This window comes from Rheinheimera tilapiae (assembly GCF_042432165.1).
In the GTDB taxonomy this organism is placed as follows: domain Bacteria; phylum Pseudomonadota; class Gammaproteobacteria; order Enterobacterales; family Alteromonadaceae; genus Pararheinheimera; species Pararheinheimera tilapiae.
In genome coordinates, this window is record NZ_JBHLXP010000003.1 from 1 (window position 1) to 19,142 (window position 19,142).

Genomic DNA, 19,142 nt, shown 5'->3' on the forward strand with positions numbered 1-19,142 from the left:
GCGTATCTTACACTTCCCAGATTTTAAGTCAAGCAGAGAAATTTACTATTTAAATAAACTACTCTGCTCAACCTACTTACTTACCTCACTTGCGATTTCGAGGCTTTCACGCCAACCTCGCTGCGAGGCGGCCATTTTAGTCAGTTTTTAATTCGTGTCAAGCGTCTTTTTATCGACTATTTTTCACTTTTCAAACTCACCCGGCGTTTCGCGTTTCGCTTCACCCCGTCGGCATGGCGCGCATTATAGGTCGTTTTAAATCTCGCGCAAGACTAAATTTGAGAAAAGTTACGCTTTTGCGATCGTTCGCACGCTTTTTGTGCGAACTGCTGTTTTTATGATAAACAACTGTCGGTAATTTCAGCTTTGCCAGACAAAGAAGCCAATCGCGGCAACGATTGGCTTCTTATATCTACTATATATAGCAGTAAATTGACGTTAACGTAGATTGGGCGCTAACCAGCTTTCTGCTTCTTGTCGGTTCCAACCTTTCTTGGCCGCATATTGTTCCAGCTGATCTTCACCAATCTTACTGACCGCGAAGTATTTGCTATCCGGATGAGACAAGTACCAGCCAGATACTGCTGCACCTGGCCACATCGCGTAGCTTTCGGTCAGTAACATGCCGATTTGCGCTTCTGCATCTAATAACGAGAACAACGTACCTTTTTCTGTGTGTTCGGGACAAGCCGGATATCCAGGCGCCGGCCGGATCCCCTGATAAGCTTCACGAATCAGCTGCTCGTTATCCAGTTGCTCATTTGCCGCATAACCCCAGTATTCTTTCCGAACCTTCAGATGCAGGTACTCAGCTAACGCTTCGGCCAGGCGATCGGCCAGCGCTTTCACCATAATACTGTTGTAATCATCATGCGCCTTGGCAAACTCTGCGGCGTACTCATCTGCACCATAACCGGTGCTGACAGCGAAAGCCCCGATATAATCGGCAATCCCCGAATCTACCGGCGCGACAAAATCGGCCATACAACAATTCGGCGCATTGTTACGCAGAGCGACTTGCTGACGCAGATTATATAAGCGGCACCGTTCTGTGCTACGACTCTCATCTGTCCAGACAATAATGTCGTCACCGTCGCTGTTCGCCGGAAACAAACCAAATACCGCTTTGCCGGAGATCCGGCGTTCTGCAATCATCCGGTCCAACAGCGCATTAGCATCCTGATATACCCGGCGTGCTTCCAGCCCCACTTCTGCATGATTCAGGATGGCCGGGAATTTACCGGATAATTGCCAGGTCAGGAAAAATGGCGTCCAGTCGATGTAATCACGCAGTACCTGCAGGTCAACGTCGTGCCAGACATGCACACCGGGGCGCTGTGGCGCCGCCGCTACTTTATCTAGGTCCAGCGGGAAACGATTGGCTCGGGCCTGTTCCAATGACAGCATTTCTTCGTGTTTACGACTGCGTTGATGCTGTTCAATCACACGAACATATTCATCCTGTACGCGCGCCAGATAATCCGGTTTATGTTCGGCACTAATCAATGACTGCACCACAGAGACACTGCGCGAGGCGTTTGGCACATACACCACACCATGGGCGTAGTGCGGGGCGATTTTGATTGCAGTATGGGCCTTGGACGTAGTCGCGCCGCCGATTAACAGCGGCACGGTAAATCCTAACCGTGTCATTTCTTTGGCCACATGCACCATTTCGTCCAACGACGGCGTAATAAGACCCGACAGACCTATCACATCGACATTCAGCTCTTTAGCCTTTTGCAGCAAGGTCGCACAGGGCACCATCACACCAAGATCGATCACTTCATAGTTGTTGCATTGCAGGACTACGCCGACGATGTTCTTACCGATATCATGCACGTCGCCTTTAACCGTTGCCATCAAGACTTTGCCTTGTGTGGTCGCGCCGGTGCCGGCTTTTTCTGCTTCTATATATGGTTGTAAGTAGGCGACTGCTTTTTTCATCACGCGGGCAGACTTGACCACCTGCGGCAAAAACATTTTGCCTTCACCGAACAAATCGCCGACGACATTCATACCATCCATCAGCGGACCTTCAATCACATGCAGCGGACGCTCGACACTCTGCCGGGCTTCTTCAGTATCTTCGTCGATAAAATCGGTGATACCTTTGACCAGTGCATGCTCAAGCCGCTTAGTGACAGGCCAGCTGCGCCAGGCATTATCTTCTTTGACAGCGACCGTACCTTTACCGTGAAACTGAGCCGCTACTTCCAATAAACGCTCGGTGGCATCATCACGCCGGTTCAGCACTACGTCTTCTACGCGTTCTTTCAGCAATTCCGGAATATCGTCGTACACCGCCAACTGCCCGGCATTAACAATCCCCATATCCATACCCGCTTTAATAGCGTGATACAAAAACACAGAATGGATTGCTTCACGGACCGGATCATTCCCGCGGAATGAAAATGACACGTTGGAGACACCACCAGAGATTTTGGCATGTGGGCACAATCGCTTAATCTCGCGGGTTGCTTCGATAAAATCGACCGCATAGTTGTTGTGTTCTTCAATACCGGTGGCAACCGCAAAGATATTCGGGTCAAAAATAATGTCCTGCGGCGGAAATCCAATTTGCTCGACCAGAATTTTATAGGCGCGCTGACAAATCTCTACCTTGCGAGCTTTAGTATCAGCCTGACCGACTTCATCAAACGCCATCACTACAACAGCTGCACCATAACGACGTAATAACTTCGCTTGCTGGAGAAACGGTGCTTCGCCTTCTTTTAATGAAATCGAGTTCACCACGGCCTTGCCCTGAATGCATTTCAGTGCCGCTTCGATCACTTCCCACTTGGAGGAATCGACCATAATTGGCACCCGGGCAATATCCGGCTCGCTGGCTAATAGATTCAGATAACGCACCATGGCGGCTTTGCTGTCGAGCATCGCTTCATCCATGTTGATATCAATGATCTGTGCACCGCTGACGACCTGCTGACGCGCTACATCTAATGCCGCTTCGTACTTGCCGTCCATAATCAGTTTCTTGAAGCGGGCAGATCCCGTGACGTTGGTACGCTCACCAATGTTGATAAATCGGGCTTGTTGTTGCATCACCACTCCAGAGAAAAGGCTTCGAGGCCAGCTAGGTTAAAACTGTGACTGACCGGCTTCGGCTGGCGTGGTGGCAAACCAGCAACCACATCAGCAATGACACGGATATGTTCCGGTGTGGTGCCACAACAACCGCCGACGATATTAATAAAGTCGTGCGTCGCCCAGTCTTTAATCTCTGCAGCCATCTCAGCAGCACCAAGATCATATTCACCAAATTCATTGGGTAAACCAGCATTTGGGTGCACTGAAGTTGCGCACTCTGCGATCCCCGCCATGATCTCAACATATGGTCGCAATAAGTCCGGACCGAGAGCACAATTCAAACCAAAACTCACCGGCTCGACATGTGCCAGCGAATGATAAAAAGCTTCAGTGGTCTGGCCCGACAGCGTACGTCCGGAAGCATCTGTGATGGTGCCAGAGATCATCACGGGCAGTTTAAACCCAAGCTCATCAAATACTTTAAGCACAGCAAAGGCCGCCGCTTTGGCATTTAACGTATCAAAGATGGTTTCGAGCATAATCAGGTCAGCACCACCTTCAACCAGCGCATGCGTCGCTTCGCTATAAGCGTCGACTAGCTGGTCAAAGCTGACATTGCGATAGCCTGGGTCGTTTACATCTGGTGAAATTGATGCAGTCCGGTTAGTTGGACCGAGCACACCGGCAACAAATCGCGGCTTTGCCGGATCCTGCGCAGTAAACTCGTCACAGGCTTGTCGTGCAAGCCGTGCGGCTTCGCGGTTAATTCGCGCTGCCAGATGTGACATGTCATAGTCGGCCATAGCAATGGTGGTGGCATTAAAACTGTTGGTTTCAATGATGTCAGCGCCAGCCGCCAAATACTGCCGGTGGATGGACAGAATAATCTCGGGTTTAGTGATGACCAATAAGTCATTATTACCTTTGAGATCTGATGGCCAATCGGCGAACTCCGTACCGCGATAATCAGCTTCTTGCAGCTGAAAGTTCTGGATCATGGTGCCCATCGCACCGTCCAGTACCAAAATACGATCCGCCAGCAGTTGCTTAAACTGCGTCGCTGTCAGACGGTCAGTTGTCATGCGTTTCTCCCTTCACCTACCCGGCTTAAATCGAATGGGGTGGCCTGGTAAACATAATAATTCAGCCAATTACTGAACAATAGAAAAGCGTGACTTTGCCAAAGCTTCATCGGACCTTTGGCCGGATCATTATCACGGAAATAATTCTCCGGCACTTTGGGATTCAGCCCAGCAGCGACATCACGTATATATTCGTCATTGAGCGTGGTTAAGTCATACTCCGGATGACCCGTCACAAAAATGCGACTGCCGCTGGAGTTCTGCAATAAATAGGCGCCGGTAACGTCAGCTTCGGCCAGCACATGAATATCAGCATGCTGTTGGTATTTTTGTTTAGGGACCTGCGCGTAACGCGAGTGCGGGACCAAAAAACTATCATCAAAGCCACGGACTAATGGACATAGTGGTTGCACCACTTTTTGCCAGTACACACCCGACAGTTTGTCGCCACGGATCTCACGCTGCAAGCCATAGTAATAGTACAGCGCGGCGTGTGCAGCCCAACACAAAAACAACGTTGAAGTCACATGACGGTCGGCCCAGGCCAGGATCTCAGACAATTGTGGCCAATAGCTGACATCTTCATAGTCGACCAATCCAAGTGGCGCACCTGTGATGATCAATCCATCATAGTTTTGTTGTTGGACATCAGAAAAATAACGATAAAAACAGTTCAGATGACTTTCCGGCGTATGTTTGCTGACGTGATTGTCGAGTCTGATTAGCTCCACATCGACTTGCAACGGGCTGTTGGCCAGTAAACGCAGTAACTGAATTTCGGTGGCGACTTTATTTGGCATCAGGTTCAGAATCGCGATACGCAGCGGGCGGATATCCTGCATGCGGGCACGACTTTCTGTGATGACAAACACGTTCTCAGCCGACAGGGCTTCAACGGCCGGCAACTGATCAACCACTTTAATCGGCATACTTACTCCAGATCACCATAAAAGATGCGTCACTGTGCCGAAACCAGCTTAAATTGTCAACTTCTATACGTTTAGACGTCTATATGTAGCTTTGAATTTCGTAACTTTCCGCTCTATGCTGGAAATGCTGTTTTCGTACCGGAGCTATTATGAAAATTTTTGCTTGCTTATGTGGGTTGCTCATCAGTCTGAGCTGCATTGCACAAAGCGTCCAAGTTAAATCCTCTGAGATTCCGGTTTATATCCGCGACGATGTCTATGAAGATTACCTGAAGTTTCTGAACGGTCGCTCAGTCTTGAGTATTGTCGACTTTCGCGGCAGCACCATGCGACGCGATGTGGCGGATGTGGTGTTATTGCAGCAGGCATTAGCATTGGGCGGATTCAACAAAAGCTTTTACTATCAGCCGGGAAAATTTAATTTCCGCAATACTAAAATGTTGGAAAGTGGTGACTCACTGCTTAGCTTTGACACTTACTGGCTCAGTGACGCGCAAGCCATGTCGGGCAAAGTTTTTATCAGCGAGCCAGTCGTGCTCAAAGGCGAATATCTGGCCGGCATCTACAGCAGCCCAGACAACAGCGCAGTATTTCAAATTAAATCTCTGGCTGATCTGCGGAACTTCACCGCTGTTTCCACCCCAAAATGGCGCACCGACTGGCAAACTATGAGCGCGTTGCCATTAAAAGAACTAATCCAAGAAGATGAGTGGTTAAGTCAGGCGCGAATGGTTCATATGCGTTGGGTTGATTTTATGTTAATGCCATTTTTTCACGACAGTAAGGGTGTATACCAGTTGGAACAAATCCGACTGAAAGTGGTGCCTGGCGTCGCCATTTTATTAAATGACAGCCGACATTTTGTTATCAGCAAAGCCCATCCTGACGGGCATTTTGCCAATGAGGCATTGAATAAAGGGTTAAAAATTCTTCGTGAGAACGGCAGAATAAGACAGTTATATCAAGAAGCAGGTTTCATGTTACCAGCAGGTTCTGTCAAAATTCTCAATCAGGCCGAATCAACGATTGATCGTGCAACTCCGGCAACAACATCGTCACCAGCACACCAGCCTTTCTGAGCTTGTCATTTTTCACGGGATACAGAAATGCAAAAAGCCCTTACGGGCTTTTGTCTTCATCGGGCAACAGCTGCGTAAACAGGTATCGCCCACAGTGTGTTAAATCAGAACTCTTCGTCCAGCTCTGCTGGTTCCGCCAGAACTACATCTTCCACTGCTGCGGCGCCTTTGGTTGGTTGCAGCAATAAACGTTTACGCAGTTCGGTTTCGATCTCCAGTGCGATCGCTGGATTTTCCACCAGATATTTCATCGCGTTGGACTTGCCCTGACCAATTTTATTGCCTTTATAGGCATACCAGGCACCAGCTTTATCCACCAGTTTCTCGGCCACACCTAAATCAATCAATTCACCGGTTTTGCTGATACCAGCGCCATACTGGATAATAAATTCAGCCTGACGGAACGGTGGCGCAACTTTGTTTTTCACTACTTTGACACGCGTTTCATTACCGACAACTTCTTCGCCTTCCTTCACTGAGCCAATGCGGCGAATATCCAAACGGACTGACGCATAAAACTTCAGCGCGTTACCACCGGTAGTAGTTTCTGGATTGCCGAACATCACGCCGATTTTCATCCGGATTTGGTTGATGAAGATGCATAAAGTGTTCGAGCGCTTGATATTACCGGTCAGCTTACGTAGTGCCTGTGACATCAGACGGGCTTGCAAGCCAACGTGGCTGTCACCCATATCACCTTCAATCTCGGCTTTTGGTGTCAATGCCGCCACAGAGTCGACGATGATCACATCAACCGCTGCAGAACGGACTAACATGTCACAAATTTCCAGTGCTTGTTCACCGGTATCTGGTTGCGACACCAGTAATTCGTCGACTTTCACGCCAAGCTTACCGGCATAAATCGGGTCAAGCGCATGTTCAGCATCGATGAAGGCACAGGTCTTACCCAGCTTCTGCGCTTCGGCAATGACTTGTAATGTTAACGTGGTTTTACCTGAAGATTCCGGACCATAGATCTCGACGATACGACCACAAGGTAAACCGCCGATGCCTAAGGCGATATCCAGTCCCAGCGAGCCGGTGGAGATTGCGTCAATTTCCAGCGAGGTGTTGTCACCGAGCTTCATGATCGAGCCTTTACCAAACTGACGTTCGATTTGGCTTAAGGCTGCGCTGAGGGCTTTTTGTTTATTGTCGTCCATTGTGAACTCCGGGAAAGAGGGTTTCGCCTGAAATGCTGTATGCTCATACAGTAGTTGAATCAATTTGCGCTGTCAACAACTGAATCATTTGCTGTAAGGCAAAATCGATACTTTGTTGCCGAACAGCTGAACGATCGCCATGCAGCAGGATCCGCACTGTGGCAACTTTCCCCTGCAGATAAAAACCCAAACAGACGGTGCCAACCGGTTTTGTTGCACTGCCGCCATCAGGACCTGCGATCCCTGAGACCGCAATGGCGCAGTCGGCTGCTGCGGCCGCTGCGGCACCGCTCGCCATTTCAGCCACTGTTTCTTCGCTGACAGCACCAAACTGTAATAAAGTGGCGCTTTTCACACTGAGCAGTTGTTGTTTGGCTTTATTGCTGTAAGTGATAAAACTGCGGTCCAGATACGCTGAACTACCCGGGATCGCGGTCAATGCATAAGCAATACCGCCACCGGTACAGGATTCGGCGGTGGTGATAGTCAGCTTTTTCCGCAATAATAGTTGCCCCAATGCCGAGGCCAGCGTCTCGGTGTGCGCCGGAACTGTCATTTTCATACCATTTTGGGAAATCAGAACTTTAATTATGCCGTCAGATAACCAGACCGGGCAAGCGCAGAGTGCCCACACCCCGATGATGCAACAATATCTGGCCTTAAAAGCCGAAAATCCGGACATTTTGCTGTTTTACCGGATGGGCGATTTTTACGAGCTGTTTTATGACGACGCAAAAAAGGCGGCCGCTCTGCTGGATATCTCGCTGACCAAACGCGGTCAGTCCGCCGGTGCACCGATCCCAATGGCCGGTGTTCCCCACCACGCGGTAGAAAACTATCTGGCACGACTGGTACAACTGGGCGAATCGGTAGCGATTTGCGAACAGGTCGGCGATCCGGCGACCAGCAAAGGCCCGGTTGATCGTAAAGTCGTGCGGGTTGTCACTCCCGGCACTGTCACCGATGAGGCGTTATTACAAGAGCGGCAGGACACTTTACTCGCCGCCGTTTATCAGCATAAACAGCAATTTGGTGTGGCATATCTCGATTTGAGCGCCGGTCGTTTTGTCCTGACCGAACTGCCGGGCGAAGAAGATCTGGCGGCTTTGTTGCAACGCTTACACCCGGCTGAACTGCTGTACTGTGAAGACCAGCTGTTGCCGTCACTGATCCTGGACCGCAAAGGCGCCCGCCGGCGGCCGGTATGGGATTTCGAACAAAGCAGCGCCGAACGCGCTTTGTGCCAGCAATTTGGCACACGTGATCTGAATAGTTTTGGCGTACAGGACGCCCGGTTCGGGCTGATGGCTGCAGGCTGCCTGTTGCAATATGTCAAAGATACGCAACGCGCCAATCTGCCGCATTTACGCAGCATTTCACTGGAAAAACACAGTGATCACATCGTTCTGGACGCTGCGACGCGGCGCAATCTTGAGCTGACCCAGACGTTAAACGGGCAATATGCCCATTCTTTAGCAGCTGTACTGGACCAGTGTCAGACTGCAATGGGCAGCCGGTTGCTGAAACGTTGGATCCACGCACCGCTGCGTGATCAGGTGGCGGTCGGGCAACGTCATCAGGCCGTGGCTGAACTGCAACAATTTGATGTGGAATTGCAGCCGCTGCTGAAACAGATTGGTGATATTGAACGGATCGTCGCCCGTCTGGCACTTCGAAGTGCGCGACCACGCGATTTTGCCCGCTTGCGGCAGGCGCTGCAGCAGCTCCCGGAACTGACGCCGATCCTGAGTCAATTGCAAAGCCCGCGACTGCAACAACTTGGCGCAGATTGCGAACCAATGCCGGCGCTAACCGCGTTGCTCGAACGCGCCATTATCGACAATCCACCGGTGCTGATCCGTGACGGCGGTGTTATTGCTGAGGGCTATCATGCGGAGTTAGATCAATGGCGGGCGCTGGCCAAAGGCGCGACTGATTATCTGGAACAGCTGGAACAACGCGAAAAAGCCCGTACCGGTATTGCCTCATTGAAAGTCGGTTTTAATAAAGTCGCCGGCTATTACATCGAAACCGGTCGCGCCGCCGCAGATGCGGTCCCTGCCGATTATATCCGCCGCCAGACGCTGAAAAATAACGAACGCTACATCATCCCGGAATTAAAAGAATACGAAGACAAAGTACTCGGCAGCGAAAGCAAAGCCTTAGCGCTGGAAAAGCAGCTTTACGAGCAGTTATTTGATTTGGTTGCACCGGAGCTGGCAACGCTACAGCAGCTGGCTGCCAGCCTTTCTGAGCTGGACGTCCTGACCAACTTTGCAGAACGTGCAGTGCGGCTGCATTATTGCCAGCCGGTGCTTTGCAGCGAGATTGGTATCAACATTCAGCAGGGTCGCCATCCGGTTGTTGAGCAAATGACCAGCGAGCCTTTTATCGCCAATCCACTGATGTTAACTCCTGCGCGGCATTTACTGGTGGTGACCGGGCCTAACATGGGCGGTAAATCGACTTATATGCGTCAGGCCGCGCTGATCGTGCTGATGGCGTATATCGGCAGTTTTGTGCCGGCCGCAGCCGCCACGCTCGGACCGGTGGACCGGATCTTCACCCGTGTCGGCGCGTCCGATGATCTGGCCTCTGGCCGTTCGACTTTTATGGTGGAAATGACCGAAACCGCGACCATTTTGCATCACGCCACGGCACAAAGTCTGGTGTTGATGGATGAAATTGGTCGTGGCACCAGTACCTACGATGGATTGTCATTGGCCTGGGCCTGTGCGGAATATCTGGCCAACAAACTCAAAGCGTTGACGCTGTTTGCCACCCACTATTTTGAACTGACCGATCTGCCGACCTTATTGCCGGGCGTTGCCAACATCCATCTGGATGCAGTCGAACATGACGAACATATCGTGTTTATGCATCAGGTGCAGGATGGTGCTGCCAGCAAGAGTTATGGCTTACAGGTTGCCCAGCTGGCCGGCGTGCCGAAAGTGGTGATTCAGCAAGCGCGGCGCAAGCTGCAGGCGCTGGAACAACAACATCCGGTGGCGGACAAACCCCGCCCGGCAACACTACCGGCACAGGCTGAGCTATTTGCGGAGCCTGCGCCACATCCGGTGCTGGAACAGCTGACACAGCTGGATCCGGATGACCTGTCACCGCGCCAGGCACTGGAGTTATTGTTTGCGCTGAAACGGCAGTTATAACAGCAGTCTACCTAGCAGGTCCGGCAGCAGATGCATGCGCTGTGCCGGACCCCTGTGACTCGTTTTAATCCAGCGCCACTACGTCGACAGCCACTTCAAGCAGATGTTCACCACTGCCCTGCAATACACCTTTGAGCGGGACCACATCGGCATAATCACGGCCAAAGGCCAGTGTCAGATGTTGCACATCCGCCAGTACATTGTTGGTTGGATCAAAATCGACCCAGCCCAGCACAGGGTCATACACGGCAAACCAGGCGTGCGATGCATCGGCGCCTTGTAAGCGTGGCTGCCCCGGCGGCGGCCGGGTTTCCAGATAACCGCTGACATAACGCGCCGCCAGCCCCTGACTGCGCAGACAGCTGATCGCCAATTGGGCAAAATCCTGACAAACACCGCGCTGATGGTCCAAGACATCAGCGACCGGTGTTACCACAGTACTGAACTCCGGGTCATATTTAAATTCTTGATAAATCAATTGATTAAGCTGCGCGACGTTTTGCAGCATGGTCAGATCTGACCGATAAACCTGCTGCCATAATGCTGTGGTTGCTGGCAAATGGGGAATATTCCGGCTGGCCTGACGACACAATGCAACTTTAGCGTCACTGACAGCGCGGCTATCGCGGGCCTGCAACAGACTAGCGCCATCCGCCAGCTGTGATGCCAGTAACCGTGGACTGACCGACAGTTCAGCCTCCACCCGCACTTCCAGCTGTTGATGCGGAGCCAGCACATGTAATAACTGACGACTATTGCCAAAATAATCCTGGTGCGCATAGTCAGCACAAGTCGCGGGTTCGACCGTCAGCCGGTACTGCAATAACTGCTGCCAGGGTAAATCAAGCGGACGCAAACAGGTCAGATTATAACTGTTGGCAATGGTTCGCTGATAACCATAACGGGTCAGATGACTCAGCTGATATCGCATCGCACCTCCGCGCCGGCAAAATACATACTCATCATCAATAGCCCCTTGGCGCATGATTAAAATACGCTAAGGTGATGCTGTCAGATAACAGCTTCAGACGGTGCTGGATTTGGCTCAGTAACAAGCCAAGCGCTGGCGTTGCACCTTGTTCGGTATCAAATAGCGATTGCGGTTCAGTTAACTGCAACAAAGTTACCAGCTCCAATGCCAGCCTCTGCCCGGCCGATAGACCCGGTGTTGGCGTCAGTACCGGTAAGTCGGCGCACTGGCGCTGAATTCGCAAGCACTGATAACCAACTGATCGCGGTGTGCTGTCATCAAATACCAGTAAATCAATCACCGCCAGCGGATGTAATTGGCTACGATAACGGCGCCGGTAAGTATTGACCGTATCGGCCAGGCGCAGTACCGCTTCCATCAGCGCTGCTGATGGCTTTGCTTCACCGTGCGACGGCACAAAGACGATTTGCAACAATGCCGCAGTTTGCATACCGCGTTCAATATGCTGACCCAGATCCATCAGACGCAAGGCCTGAGTGCGACTCATGGTTTCATTGTTCAGGCCATACAATGCAGTTTGCAGCAGGATAATCTCATCGAGCTGGCGCAAGTACTGGCCGGCGGCGCCTGGTACTGTCAATTGCTGCAGCGATTGTTGCGGCCATTGCCGCAGGGCTTGTTGCAACTTGTCCAACACCAGCCAGGTATCGGCGGCGAAAAATTCGCGGGCAGACTGCGCGTTTAATAACAACGACTGCAAAATGGCAAATAAGCCCCCCGGCTGGGCCGGATCAAACAACTGATGCAGCACCTGCGGTAAATCAAGTGCGCCTGCATGGCCATTGGCCTGCAAACAAAAGCGCAATAGCGGCGTCATATCAGCCTGCGCGGCCAGAGGATCGGCATGGTGCTGACTGGCCAGCCCTAATGCGGCCCGCAGCGCCCGGCAGATTTGGTTTAATCGTTCATTGTAACGACCCAGCCAGAATAAATGGTCAGCGACCCGACTGGTCACCAGGCCGCTGTGGCGCGACAGTTCCAGTGCGCCGCTACTGCTTTGTAGCAGACTGGTAGTGACGCCGCGATCTGCCAGCACCCAAACATCTTTGACCAATTGCGGTCCGCTCGCCGGTAATGCAGTTTCCTGCTGAGGCGTCTGTAGCAACAAGCCATCAGTGCTGAGCCGGGCATATCCGCCTGGCAACACACTGCCGGACTGGCCTTTGCATATGAGACTGAATAATCGCAGTGTGCAGGCCGCAGTAAACGGACCAGTATCAGGCTGCCAGCAAGGCTCAAGCGGCATGTCCGCCAATACGATGGCAATGTGATCGGCCGGATCTGCGCCAATTTGCGCTGACAATTGCATTAATGCGGTAGCGTTCAGCTGCGCTGGTAAATAGTGTTGTTTGCTGCTGATTCGCTGCAGACGGTAGGCCGTGAGGTTTGCTAGGACTATAGCGCAGTGCTCCGCATCACCGAGCCATAATGCTGTGGCCTGCGGCAATAACAGCGCTTCTCCCAGTAACGCCTGACATAACCGCGGCAAAAATGGCGCCAGAACCCCGCTATCGATCAGGCTACTGCCAGGTGGATTCACACAACAAAGCTGTTGCTGCCGGATGCTTTGCAATAAGCCGGCACAACCACCGGCGCCAGGCTCCAGCTCCAATGGATCGGACTGCGGATCCGGCAAAAACCGCAATAACGCGCCGATACTCTGCAGGCCGGTCAGGGTTTTTAGCCACAGCGCGCCATCGCGAAAAGTCAGATCGGCGCCATGCACCAGCGCAATATCCAGATAATTAGCTAAATACGCCTGCTCAAAATAATCCGCGTTGCGTACTGAGGTGATCCAAAGCCCCGCCAAGGCCTCCAGCTCGGACTCCCCTGCCAGCGGTTGTTGCAGCAGCTGCAGCAGCTGGCGATAAAACCCAGCGATTTGCGCCTTGGGTAGCGCCAAGCCCTGCAAAGGCGCAGCATGATTAAAGGCTAGCCGGTGCTCGACCAGATGCCCAAGTCCGGCCGGAACCACCGCATGATCCGCAAATACGCACCACTGACCGGCGGCATCTTTTGCCAGATCCAGACTAAGCAGTGGCAACCAATCCATCGGCTGCGCCAATAGACCCGCTGCTGGCAGTAAATAGTCAGCCGCACGAAACAGCGCCTCTGCCGGCAATAGATTGTCACGTACCGTTTGCTGCGCACCATACACATCATTCAGCACGGCCTGCAGCAAGCGCTGGCGCTGCAGCATGCCCGCCTCCAGCACCTGCCATTCTTCTGCAGCGATCAACAGAGGCAGCGGGTCCAGCTGACGCTGAGGCGCGGTATGCGTGCCAAAACCCGCAGCATTTTCGCGTAACTGCTGCTGTAGCTCGCGAAACAATGCCGGTAGCCGGGCCTGAGATGCATGCAGCCAGTGACTGAGGTTTGTACTTGCAGGGAAATTGTGGTCTGTCACCAAAAGCCTCAGGGTTATCGCGCTCAGGCAGAGCGCTGAGTGGCGGTTAATGGTTGCTGACACGGCGCCAGGATCACCTGGTGCAGCGCAATAATACCGGCCTGTAATTGGTCAATCAGTGCATGCAGTTGCACCGTCGACAACTCAGACAACGCTTGTGGTCGCAGTAAAGCCTGCACCTGATGCAGCTCCTGTAGAATCTCGGCAGCATGCGGCAACGCTTTTGCCGATGCTGCGACCCGGTTCAGACAATAACTGATTGAACGCGGGAAATCCGCATAGGTCAGCAGATAATCAATCGCATCCACATCGCCTTTTTGTCGTGCCAGATAATATTGGTACGACTCCATCCCGCCAAGTGCATTTAGCACTGACAACCAGCGAAACTTCGGTCTTTTGATTTGTGTGGGCTGTAACTGCTGCAATACCATGACATCCATAATCCGCGTCGTCATATCAGCCCGTTCCAGATGCCGGCCAATGTTAAATAAATCAAAGGCATCACCGCGCAGCATGGTGCCATCCAATACACCGACTACCATCTGACAACGCCGGCTGACTTCGGCCATCAGCTGATAGCGTTGCTGCCGGCTGACTGCAGTGCTGCAATGTTGCTGTAAAAACAGATCCAACGCATTCAGCTCTTCCCACATATCCCGCGGGATCAAAGGTCGGATCGTGCGGGCATTGTATTTCAGCGCAGTACTGGTCGCTCGGATCGATACCGGACTATCGCTGGCGTTAATCAGACAAGCCATCACCGCGCGTTCAGTTTCTGCCAGCGATAAGGCCGCTTCGCCTTGCTGAAACTTCTGCAACAACTCCGCGCTGTCCTGCCCTAGTACGTCCAGCAAAATTGGCCAGCCGAATTGCGTATCCTGGTGGCTGTCGATCAACACGTGGCTGGTAGCGTTAATCAGACGAGCCGTGTCATCCAACCGTTCCAGATAACGACCCAGCCAAAACAGATGATTTACCGATTTTAATAACATATGTCACACCTCATCATTGATGATCCAGGTATCTTTGCTACCGCCGCCCTGCGACGAATTTACCACCAGCGATCCACGTCGTAACGCAACCCGGCTTAACCCGCCGGTACTGCAATACAGATCGCGGCCCTGCAACACAAAGGGCCGTAAATCAAGATGACGCGGTTCCAGCACACCGTCGCACAAAGTCGGCGCGGTAGAGAGTTGCAAAGTCGGCTGCGCAACAAAATTACGTGGATCTGCCACGATGGCCTGAGCCATGCCCGCGCGTTCGGCCTCCGTCGCTCGCGGGCCAATCAGAATGCCGTAGCCACCGGATTCATTCGCCGGTTTCACCACCAGCTGGTCCAGATTAGCCAGTACATAAGCGCGTTGTTGTTCGTCGGAACACAGATAGGTCGGGACGTTGTCGATCAGCGGTTTTTCACCGAGGTAATATTCAATAATCTGCGGCACATAGGCGTAGATGACTTTATCATCTGCCACGCCGGAGCCCGGCGCATTGGCTATTGCCACTTGACCTTTAGCCCAGGCGTGAAAAAGGCCCGGCACGCCTAACACTGAATCTGGCCTAAATACAGTGGGATCCAGAAAGATATCGTCAACCCGCCGGTAAATCACATCGACACGGCGCAGACCATTCAGGGTGCGCAGATAAACACCATCAGACTCGACCTGCAGATCGGTGTTTTCCGCCAGCTCAATGCCCATTTGCTGTGCCAGAAAACTGTGTTCAAAATACGCGGAGTTATAGATACCGGGCGTCAGCAACACAATACAAGGCACATCACCGGGTCTGGGCGATAGTGACGCCAGCATTTTCCAGAGCTGATGCGGGTAGTCGTCGACCGGCACTATAGTCGAGTCGGCAAACAACTCCGGGAATACCCGCTTCATCACAGTGCGGTTCTCCAGCATGTATGACACACCGCTGGGGACGCGCAGGTTATCTTCCAGCACCAAAAAACGACCTTGTTCGTCCCGAACCAAATCGGTGCCACAGATATGGGACCAGACGCCAAAAGGGGGCGACACGCCCCGACATGGTGCAAGAAAATTCTTCGACTGCAACACCAGATCCGCCGGCACGATGCCGGCTCGTAAAATACGCTGATCGTGGTACAAGTCGTCGATAAACAGGTTTAACGCTTGTAAGCGCTGCATCAGACCAGCGCTGGTGCGGCGCCATTCGCTCAATGGAATAGTGCGCGGCATCACGTCTAATGGCCAGGCGCGATCAATGTTCTGGCCTTCGTTATATAAGGTAAAACAAACACCCATGCTACGGATGGTCTGGTCCAACTGCTGTTGACGGCGCAACAGTTCGGCCGTGCCATGCTGCCTGATAAAACGGGCAATTGCGCTAGCCGGCGCCCGTGCGGTGCCTTGTGGCGTCACCAGCTCGTCAAAACAATTTGCTAAATGCGGATATCCGCTGAAACTTTGCCCCATCACGTGTCCCCGCTTTGTGTTCACTGCCTGTCAACTGCCTGTCCATTGCTGCTCAGCGACGTCCATATTTAATACGGTGTGCCATGAGCTGTTCTGGTGCAATCAGGCACACTGTATATCGAGAGGAGCAAGGCTTGTGCCAGTCAGCAGGGATGGCTTCAATCAGGCATTTATCAGCCAATAAGCGGGTGAAGTTAGTATACTTGCAGCGATGTGAGAGGAAATAACAGGCAGAAAAAAAGCGGGAAAATTCCCGCTTTTTTGTCTGGAAAGCACGCTGGTTATTCCTGAAACAAAGTCTCGATGTTCAAACCCTGATGCGTAACGATCTCACGCAGCCGGCGTAGTGCCTCGACCTGAATTTGCCGAACCCGCTCGCGAGTCAGACCGATTTCACGGCCGACATCTTCCAGCGTTGACGGCTCATACCCAAGCAAGCCAAAGCGTCGTGCTAACACTTCACGTTGTTTTGGATTCAGCTCTTCCAGCCAAAGCACCAGATGTTGCCGGATGTCAGCATCTTGCAGCTCAGTTTCCGGACCCAGCTCTTTCTCATCAGCCAGAATATCCAATAACTGTTTTTCTGAAGAACCGGCGACCGGAGTATCCACTGATGTAATTTTTTCATTCAGTTTCAACATTTTGCGAACTTCTTCGACCGGTCGGTCCAGCGCTGCAGCAATTTCTTCCGGCGTAGGTTCATGATCCAGCCGCTGTGACAATTCACGAGCCGCACGCAGATAAATGTTCAGCTCTTTGACCACATGGATCGGTAACCGGATGGTCCGGGTCTGATTCATGATGGCGCGTTCAATGGTCTGGCGGATCCACCAAGTGGCATAGGTTGAGAAGCGGAAGCCACGTTCCGGATCAAACTTCTCCACGGCGCGGATCAGACCCAGATTGCCTTCTTCAATCAAATCAAGCAGTGCCAGCCCCCGATTTATGTAACGCCGGGCGATCTTCACGACCAGCCGCAAGTTACTTTCGATCATGCGCTTGCGGGCAGCAGCATCACCTTTGAGGGCCAAACGGGAAAAATAAACTTCTTCTTCAGCACTCAGCAATGGGGAAAACCCAATCTCGCCGAGGTAAATTTGTGTGGCGTCCATCGCGCGTTGACTATCGTCACGGGTGAACACATCGTCGGGTGTGCTTTCTTCTTCGGTGGCAAGATTTGCCAAATCCGGCTCTGCGGCGTCGTCGTCCAGCATTGCCACGTCTTCGGTTAATTCCGCTTCCTTGAAATCAACTACTTCATCTTCGTCTTTTTGTCCCATATCCGTCTCCCAGATCTACAAGGGTCACGCCTCAATGCCAGAAATCCATTCTTGAGTGATGCGATGTGTGCTGTTATTTATTTCAGATAACGCAGCGGATCGACAGATTTTCCCCGATAGCGGATTTCAAAATGCAGTTGTATACGGTCTGCATCGGAATTACCCATTTCAGCGATGGTCTGCCCTGCTGCCACCGATTCGCGTTCTTTCACCAATAAACGGTGATTGTGAGCATAGGCACTCAAAAAATCGTCATTGTGCTTGATGATTATTAAGTTGCCATAACCCCGCAGTGCATTGCCGGCGTATACCACCTGACCTGCTGCTGCCGCTTTAACCGGTGTACCAAGTGCACCACCAATATCAAGACCTTTGTTACCGTGTTCCTGACTGGAAAATTTCGCCAATACTGGGCCTTTCACTGGCCATTGCCATTGTCGAACGTCCCCATTAATGGTGATGTTCTCGGTTTTTTCGGGTTCTACGACCCGTTGATTTTGACCATAACGCTTTTGATTTTGCGGTGCAACTACTTTAGCGCTTTTTGATGCAAGAGCCGAACTGTTTGAATTTGAATGATTCTTATTTGGTCGAAGGCTTGTTGGACCTGACTTTCGAACAACTGCTGCATCGTTGTTATTGTTTGAAACCACCAGCACCTGACCGACATAAATCATGTAAGGTTCAGCGATATGATTCAGCCTGGCCAGACTGCGATAATCCATGCCATTGCGAAACGCGATAGAAAATAAAGTATCCCCGCGCTTGACCTGATAGGTATCCGCTTGCAGTGCAAGGCCGGATCTTTTTTGGCTTTGCCAGCTATCAACCGGTGCCGGGCTGCTGTTCGTGCCACAACCGCTGACAGTCGCCAGCAAGCACAACAGCATGGCCTGACGCCACCACAGTGTTGTTGCCGTTTTTTGTTCCGACATCATCCTGAGAACCATCGAATCAGCCATAAACCAGATATGCCAGGCCAGCCAACGCCACAGTACCCCAACCAAGGATATCGACAATCTCACGCAATTTTGCCTGCATCTTCGCCCCGCCCCAATACATCAGACCGGCGACCAGGAAAAACCGGCTGGCTCGGCCGATAAAAGATGCAATGACAAAAGGCAAAAACGCCATATGCATCAGACCGGCGCCGACCGTGAATAACTTATACGGGATCGGCGAGAAGCCGGCGATAAACACCACCCAGACGCCGTATTCGTTGAACCAGCGTTCCACCAGGGCAAAAGTGTCCTGATAGCCCATATATTGGATAAAGGGCAACACCACCGGTTCATACAACAAATAACCCAGTACATAACCAAAGATGCCGCCAAGCACTGATGCAATAGTGGTCAGCCAGGCCAGGCGCCACGCCCGTTCCGGATGCGCCAATGCCATCGGTGCCAGCATCACGTCAGGCGGGATCGGGAAAATCACTGACTCAGTGAAACTTAAGCCAAACAAATAACGCTCAGCGTGGCGATGCTTGGCCCAAACCAGCGCTTTGTCGTACATCCACTGAAAAATCCGCAAAAACCAACTCCTTAAA

General features: G+C 52.0%; 14 protein-coding genes. 2 read left to right on the plus strand and 12 right to left on the minus strand.

All coding sequences use genetic code 11. From position 1 onward, the window contains the following. Positions 1 to 438: 438 nt before the first annotated feature. The 3 genes from metH to ACFFJP_RS10960 are packed head-to-tail and all read right to left on the minus strand — an operon-like array spanning position 439 to position 5,062. Positions 439 to 3,066, minus strand: a complete 2,628-nt coding sequence (gene metH / locus ACFFJP_RS10950; RefSeq protein WP_377243497.1) for a methionine synthase — start codon at positions 3,064 to 3,066, stop codon at positions 439 to 441. Further along, positions 3,066 to 4,133: a homocysteine S-methyltransferase family protein gene (locus tag ACFFJP_RS10955; RefSeq protein ID WP_377243501.1), complete on the minus strand. Its 1,068-nt coding sequence runs from the start codon at positions 4,131 to 4,133 to the stop codon at positions 3,066 to 3,068. Before ACFFJP_RS10955 ends, metH begins: the two co-directional genes overlap by 1 nt. Continuing rightward, entirely contained in the window at positions 4,130 to 5,062 is a 933-nt protein-coding gene (locus ACFFJP_RS10960; protein WP_377243504.1) for a homoserine O-succinyltransferase, read from the minus strand. The genes ACFFJP_RS10955 and ACFFJP_RS10960 overlap by 4 nt, the downstream gene beginning before the upstream one ends. Before the next feature lie 350 nt (positions 5,063 to 5,412). Between ACFFJP_RS10960 and ACFFJP_RS10965 the strand changes: the two genes are divergently transcribed. Then, positions 5,413 to 6,141: a transporter substrate-binding domain-containing protein gene (locus tag ACFFJP_RS10965; RefSeq protein ID WP_377243508.1), complete on the plus strand. Its 729-nt coding sequence runs from the start codon at positions 5,413 to 5,415 to the stop codon at positions 6,139 to 6,141. A 104-nt stretch (positions 6,142 to 6,245) separates the two neighbouring features. Here the strand turns inward: ACFFJP_RS10965 and recA are convergent, their stop codons facing one another. Together recA and ACFFJP_RS10975 are read right to left on the minus strand one after the other, a co-directional pair. Beyond that, on the minus strand, positions 6,246 to 7,304 hold the full coding sequence (gene recA, locus ACFFJP_RS10970; RefSeq protein ID WP_377243511.1) for a recombinase RecA: 1,059 nt from the start codon (positions 7,302 to 7,304) through the stop codon (positions 6,246 to 6,248). 43 nt (positions 7,305 to 7,347) lie between these two features. Then, the gene (locus ACFFJP_RS10975) at positions 7,348 to 7,860 is read right to left on the minus strand and encodes a CinA family protein (protein WP_377243514.1); all 513 of its coding nucleotides are present in this window, start codon (positions 7,858 to 7,860) and stop codon (positions 7,348 to 7,350) included. Positions 7,861 to 7,894: 34 nt separating this feature from the next. Between ACFFJP_RS10975 and mutS the strand changes: the two genes are divergently transcribed. Next, positions 7,895 to 10,471 carry a DNA mismatch repair protein MutS gene (gene mutS / locus ACFFJP_RS10980; protein ID WP_377243517.1) on the plus strand — a complete coding sequence of 859 codons (2,577 nt, stop codon included), beginning with the start codon at positions 7,895 to 7,897 and terminating at the stop codon, positions 10,469 to 10,471. Positions 10,472 to 10,535: 64 nt separating this feature from the next. Here the strand turns inward: mutS and ACFFJP_RS10985 are convergent, their stop codons facing one another. The 7 genes from ACFFJP_RS10985 to ACFFJP_RS11015 all read right to left on the minus strand — a co-directional run bounded on the left by ACFFJP_RS10985 (position 10,536) and on the right by ACFFJP_RS11015 (position 19,126). Further along, positions 10,536 to 11,402, minus strand: a complete 867-nt coding sequence (locus ACFFJP_RS10985) for a transglutaminase family protein (RefSeq protein ID WP_377243520.1) — start codon at positions 11,400 to 11,402, stop codon at positions 10,536 to 10,538. Between the two features lie 34 nt (positions 11,403 to 11,436). Next, positions 11,437 to 13,869: a circularly permuted type 2 ATP-grasp protein gene (locus ACFFJP_RS10990; protein WP_377243523.1), complete on the minus strand. Its 2,433-nt coding sequence runs from the start codon at positions 13,867 to 13,869 to the stop codon at positions 11,437 to 11,439. A 23-nt stretch (positions 13,870 to 13,892) separates the two neighbouring features. Further along, the gene (locus ACFFJP_RS10995) at positions 13,893 to 14,861 is read right to left on the minus strand and encodes an alpha-E domain-containing protein (RefSeq protein WP_377243526.1); all 969 of its coding nucleotides are present in this window, start codon (positions 14,859 to 14,861) and stop codon (positions 13,893 to 13,895) included. Between the two features lie 3 nt (positions 14,862 to 14,864). Beyond that, a complete protein-coding gene (locus tag ACFFJP_RS11000; RefSeq protein ID WP_377243529.1) occupies positions 14,865 to 16,313 on the minus strand; it encodes a circularly permuted type 2 ATP-grasp protein in 1,449 nt (482 codons plus the stop codon). 281 nt (positions 16,314 to 16,594) lie between these two features. Continuing rightward, positions 16,595 to 17,593: an RNA polymerase sigma factor RpoS gene (rpoS, locus tag ACFFJP_RS11005; protein WP_377243532.1), complete on the minus strand. Its 999-nt coding sequence runs from the start codon at positions 17,591 to 17,593 to the stop codon at positions 16,595 to 16,597. A 77-nt stretch (positions 17,594 to 17,670) separates the two neighbouring features. Next, the gene (locus tag ACFFJP_RS11010; RefSeq protein WP_377243535.1) at positions 17,671 to 18,318 is read right to left on the minus strand and encodes a peptidoglycan DD-metalloendopeptidase family protein; all 648 of its coding nucleotides are present in this window, start codon (positions 18,316 to 18,318) and stop codon (positions 17,671 to 17,673) included. 229 nt (positions 18,319 to 18,547) lie between these two features. Further along, a complete protein-coding gene (locus ACFFJP_RS11015) occupies positions 18,548 to 19,126 on the minus strand; it encodes a YqaA family protein (protein ID WP_377243538.1) in 579 nt (192 codons plus the stop codon). Positions 19,127 to 19,142: the final 16 nt, after the last annotated feature.